General features: G+C 37.3%; 4 protein-coding genes. All 4 read right to left on the bottom strand.

Annotated features, from left to right (window positions below; translation table 11 throughout):
- Positions 1 to 67: 67 nt before the first annotated feature.
- The 4 genes from V7659_RS20110 to V7659_RS20125 all read right to left on the bottom strand — a co-directional run bounded on the left by V7659_RS20110 (position 68) and on the right by V7659_RS20125 (position 4,622).
- Positions 68 to 1,102, bottom strand: coding sequence for a Gfo/Idh/MocA family protein (locus tag V7659_RS20110; RefSeq protein WP_335541720.1), 1,035 nt, complete (start codon positions 1,100 to 1,102; stop codon positions 68 to 70).
- A 98-nt stretch (positions 1,103 to 1,200) separates the two neighbouring features.
- Positions 1,201 to 2,628: a sugar porter family MFS transporter gene (locus V7659_RS20115; protein ID WP_335541723.1), complete on the bottom strand. Its 1,428-nt coding sequence runs from the start codon at positions 2,626 to 2,628 to the stop codon at positions 1,201 to 1,203.
- 26 nt (positions 2,629 to 2,654) lie between these two features.
- Positions 2,655 to 3,569 (bottom strand): myo-inosose-2 dehydratase, encoded by a 915-nt coding sequence (iolE, locus tag V7659_RS20120; RefSeq protein WP_335541725.1) that lies wholly within the window; start codon positions 3,567 to 3,569, stop codon positions 2,655 to 2,657.
- 186 nt (positions 3,570 to 3,755) lie between these two features.
- Complete coding sequence (locus tag V7659_RS20125; protein ID WP_335541726.1) at positions 3,756 to 4,622, bottom strand: helix-turn-helix domain-containing protein; 867 nt, start codon at positions 4,620 to 4,622, stop codon at positions 3,756 to 3,758.
- Between the last annotated feature and the right edge of the window lie 189 nt (positions 4,623 to 4,811).

A 4,811-nucleotide genomic window follows, 5' to 3' on the forward strand; every position in this document is an offset into this window, starting at 1 on the left:
GTCAAGTATTGTTACATAAACCTATAACAATACTTGACCAAAAAACTACATAATTCTGTTCAAAAAATTATACCGTTTGAAGTTCTTTATCACTATAAAATGCCGGTCTTTCTTGAAGTTCAATAGATTCTTTCTCACCTGTTTGCTGGGCTTTGACACATGCATCAGATGTTACTGCTGCTATATAGCCATCCCATGAGGTAGGTCCTTGAGGCTCACCTTTTTTAGTAATTGAATCAATAAAGTCCTGGATTTCAACATCGTATGCGTCCATAAAACGGTATTTCCAATCAGTTAAGATCGTTGTGCTTAATTTAGCATCTTTTCGCATAACAACACTTGGAACTTCCGGCAATTTTGCAATTCCATCTTCACCAATAACTTCACATTGGATGTCGTAGCCATATTTGCAATTTACAAATACTTCTACATTCATTACAATGCCCCCAATTGTTTCAATTGTAAATAATTGCGGATCTTGTAATTTTTCATGTGAATATTTTGTTTTCTTTGGAAAAACCACTTGAACTGATTTATAGTCGTCATTAACTAGCCAGTGAAGAACATCAATTTCATGGATTAATGTATCTTGAACTGCCATTTCAGTAACATAGTTTTCATCAACCGTCGGGTTACGGTGTACAGCACGAATCATTAATGGTTCACCAATTTCATTGTTGTCAATAACTTGTTTTAATTGAACATATCCGCTATCATAACGGCGCATGAAACCAACCTGAACCAACTTCTTAGCCTGCTTCATTTCTGCTTCCACGATTCTCATACAGCCTGCAGCAGTAGTGGCTAATGGTTTTTCACAAAATACATATTTACCAGCCTCAACAGCAGCTACTACTGTTGCTTCGTGTGCAGGACCCCAGCTTGTAACAACTACAGCATCAACATTCGGGTCTGCAATAAGTGCCTTATCGTCTGGATATACGACTGCATCTAATTGATAGGATTCAACTGTTTGTTTGGCAGATTCTAGATTGACATCTGTTACAGCAACAATTTTGCCCCCGGATAATTTATTTGTAATTCTATTAATATGCTCTCTTCCAATTGCACCTGTTCCTACTACACCAAATCTTAAAGTCATGTTGATACTCTCCTTTATGTTTACGTATTTAATGTGATACATCTAGATAACGCTTTCATTTATTAGTTAATTCATCATTCAATCATTGTTTTATAAGATTATTGATTGGAAGCTTGTTTATGACTTTCTTGTCCATAGTTACGGAAATAACTTTCTAACTGCTCAAGTGACTTTCCTCTTGTCTCTGGCAAAATTTTATTCACAAATATAATGGCGGCAATTCCACACACAGCGAATATGAAGAAGGTGATCGATAAGCCCACTGCACTAAGTAATATTGGGAAAAATAACCCAACAAGGAAGTTTGTGATCCATAAGCAGAAAACCGTAACACCCATTCCAAGTCCGCGTAATTTTTGCGGGAAGATTTCCGATAACATTAGCCAGGTGACCGGAGAAATAGCTCCCTGTTGGAATGCAAGGAAGGTAACAGTCAAGCTGAGAACAACAAACGGAAGTGCTGGAGATCCCTTAAGTACTAACGAGAATACTCCAATTAAGGCAAGAGCTGCTGTTGTTCCCGTCAATCCAGCAATAAGCATCGGACGTCGACCAATTCTTCCTAAAAGCCAGATCCCGACAATAGTTGCTACTACTGAGATGACACCATTAGCAATATTCCCGATCAGTGCTGCATTAGTAGAAAAACCTGATTTTTGAAGAATTTGAGTACCATAATACATGATGGAATTAACACCTGTTATCTGTTGTACAATCGCAATACCAATTCCAATCCCGATAATCCGGCGGACCCAAGGTACATTTAAATCCTTAAATGTTGCATGCTGAGTCCCAGACTCTTGAGCAATATTATTTTTAATCTCATCAAGTTCCGATTGGGCACGGTTTGCTTCACGTATTTCTTTAAGGACTCTTAGTGCATCCCCCAGTTTTCCTTTTGATGCTAGCCAGCGCGGGCTCTCTGGAACCGCTAACATTCCAAACCATAAGACCACAGCTGGAAGTGACGCAATCACTAACATATAACGCCAAACATGTGAAACCCCTTCACCAAACGTATTTCCAAGAATGGCATTAAATACAAACGCTAACAGTTGACCGGAAACAATCATTAATTCGTTCTGGGTAACCATCCTACCCCGCATCTCGGCCGGAGACATTTCCGCTAAAAAAGATGGCACCATTACAGATGCAGCCCCTACCGCTAAGCCCAGTAAGAATCGGAAGACAATCATCACACCAGCAGACGGTGAAAGGGTACATCCTATTGCAGCTATAAAGAATAGTAATGCGAGATTAAGAATCATTTTGCGCCGGCCAAAACGATCTGATAAACGCCCGCCAAATACTGATCCAAGTGCCGCCCCGAAAAGAAGTGAACTTGTAACGAGACCTTCAGTAGCCGGTGTTAGATTTAGCTGGTCCGGTTTAGCCATAAATGGCAATGCTCCGTTGATAACACCTGTGTCATATCCGAAGAGAAGTCCTCCGAAAGTGGATATAACTGTAATCTTCTTTAAAGCCTTTTTGTAATCGCGTGGTTTTTCAATCGCCTGATTACTCATATGCTCCCTCCCCAGGGTTCGTTTTTTTAACCTGTAATCAATGAACCATTTTCTAACGGAATTAATTCTTCATTAATATAATTACGGGCTTTCAATGCATACTCCAACGGATGTGCAACTGAGGGGTCTTGTTCTGCTTCAATGACAATCCAGCCTGAATAATTCGTTTCCAAAAGCTTCTTGTATACTTCTGTAAAATCAATGCAGCCGTCACCAGGAACTGTAAACATCCCTGCCAAAAAGGATTGTAAGAAAGACTTTCCTTCTTTGTCACATTGTTCTTTTAACAATTGACGCACATCTTTAAAATGAACGTGATGGATACGATTGATATGTTTATTTAATAGAGTCATATAATCAGCATCGGATACATAGATATGGCCGGTATCATACAGCAAATGAACGTGATTAGGATCTGTGTTTTCCATAAGACGATCAATCTCTGCTAAGGTTTGGACGCCCGTCCCCATATGATGGTGAAAAACTAGCTTCAAATCATATTCAGTGGCAATTTTTCCCAATTCATTTAGTCCCTGACATAACTGATCCCATTCTTTATCTGTGAAGTATGGTTTTTCTTTGAAGACATTCTTCTCGGTACTTTGAATACTATAGGTCTGTTCTGATACGACAGCAACAGCTGCGTTAACCGCTTTCAAATACTCGCAATGTTTATGGAAAGCTTTAGAGGCTTCTTTCAGGCCATCCCGAATTATAAAACTGCTAAACCATTGTCCTGCAATTTTTAATTTGCGAAGATGAAGCTCTTTGTTCAAGACTTTAGGTTTTGGAAAAAAGCCGCCAACTTCTGTTCCCTCAAAGCCTGCTACTACAATATCACTTAGTAAGTGGGACAATGTATTCTCTGCCCCAATTTCAGGGATGTCATCATTGCGCCATCCAATTGGAGCAATCCCCCATGAGATTTTTTTATTCCCCATTGTATAACCTTCTTCCTTATTAATGTAGGACTGTTTAACCGGTTGTCCCTATTTTATAAATTTTGAGGAATCGATGTATTATATAAAATTGCTATCAAATTATCATTTCTTGCTAATTATTTAAAAGTTTATCAAAAATTAATAAAAAGATATCCACAGAAATGGATATCTTTTAAAAACATATAATTAAAAACAAAGCTTTCTAAACTTTCCAGGGGTGATGCCCCCAGTAGATTGGGAGAACACTTTAATAAAATGGCCAATACTATTAAATCCGCAATCCATGCTTATTTGCTCAATTGAAAGATTAGTTTCCACCAATTGATTCTTGGCTTGAATCAATCTGTAATTTAGTACATATTGGTGAGGGCTCGTTCCTATATACCTTTTAAACGTACGACAAAAATGATATGTACTTAAATTGGATATTTCACTCAGCTGGTCGACGGAAATTTTAGATGAGTAATTTTCACTTATATAAGTCAGTACAGCTTGAATTTCGGTTGGTACTGCTTTTGCAACGTTTGCACTTCTGTTTTCAAACGGATTACGGGTACTTTCTACTAAATTACCTAGCAGTTTATAAATTTCTAAGGATATATTAAAATCAATTTCCTGGTTCGACGCTATTAGCGATACAATAGTTGGAATGTTATTTTTTTCAGTCGGCAGTCTATAAATACAACCCTTTCTTTTGTATAACTCGTTATACATAGCTTGCGTTTGACTACCTGTAAAGTGAATAAATTGGAAACTCGTTTCCTCCAGTGCATAGTAGTTATTTTTTTCTTTACAATCTAGAAGAACAATATCATCTTTCGAGGCTACAAATGATTGGCCCAGATAGTCGAAATGCATCGATCCTTCTTTTATAAAAAAAAGGATAAAGGAATTCATGTAATCACGAGTAATACTGTAAGGAACATCTACTATATATTCACCGCCCCATAGGACATAATGATATAATTCTTTCGTTAAAGCGGAAGGTTCATAAAAATATAATCCCTTTTTTGACTTGATTCCTGGTTCTACCTTTGGAATATAGAAATTCATTTTTTCACCTCTCACCAATTGTAAACACTATAATATAGTATATTTTATACTGACTCAAAAGGTAATGGTCTATTTTTTGGGAACTATTTGAATATTTTTATCAAATAGCACGGTAAATACTTTCTGAACACCATGTTAACGCCCTATCATTTACCAAATGGTAAGTTAATTATAAAATAGCACCAAAAC

The organism is Neobacillus drentensis (assembly GCF_036966985.1).
In the GTDB taxonomy this organism is placed as follows: Bacteria; Bacillota; Bacilli; order Bacillales; family Cytobacillaceae; genus Neobacillus; species Neobacillus drentensis_E.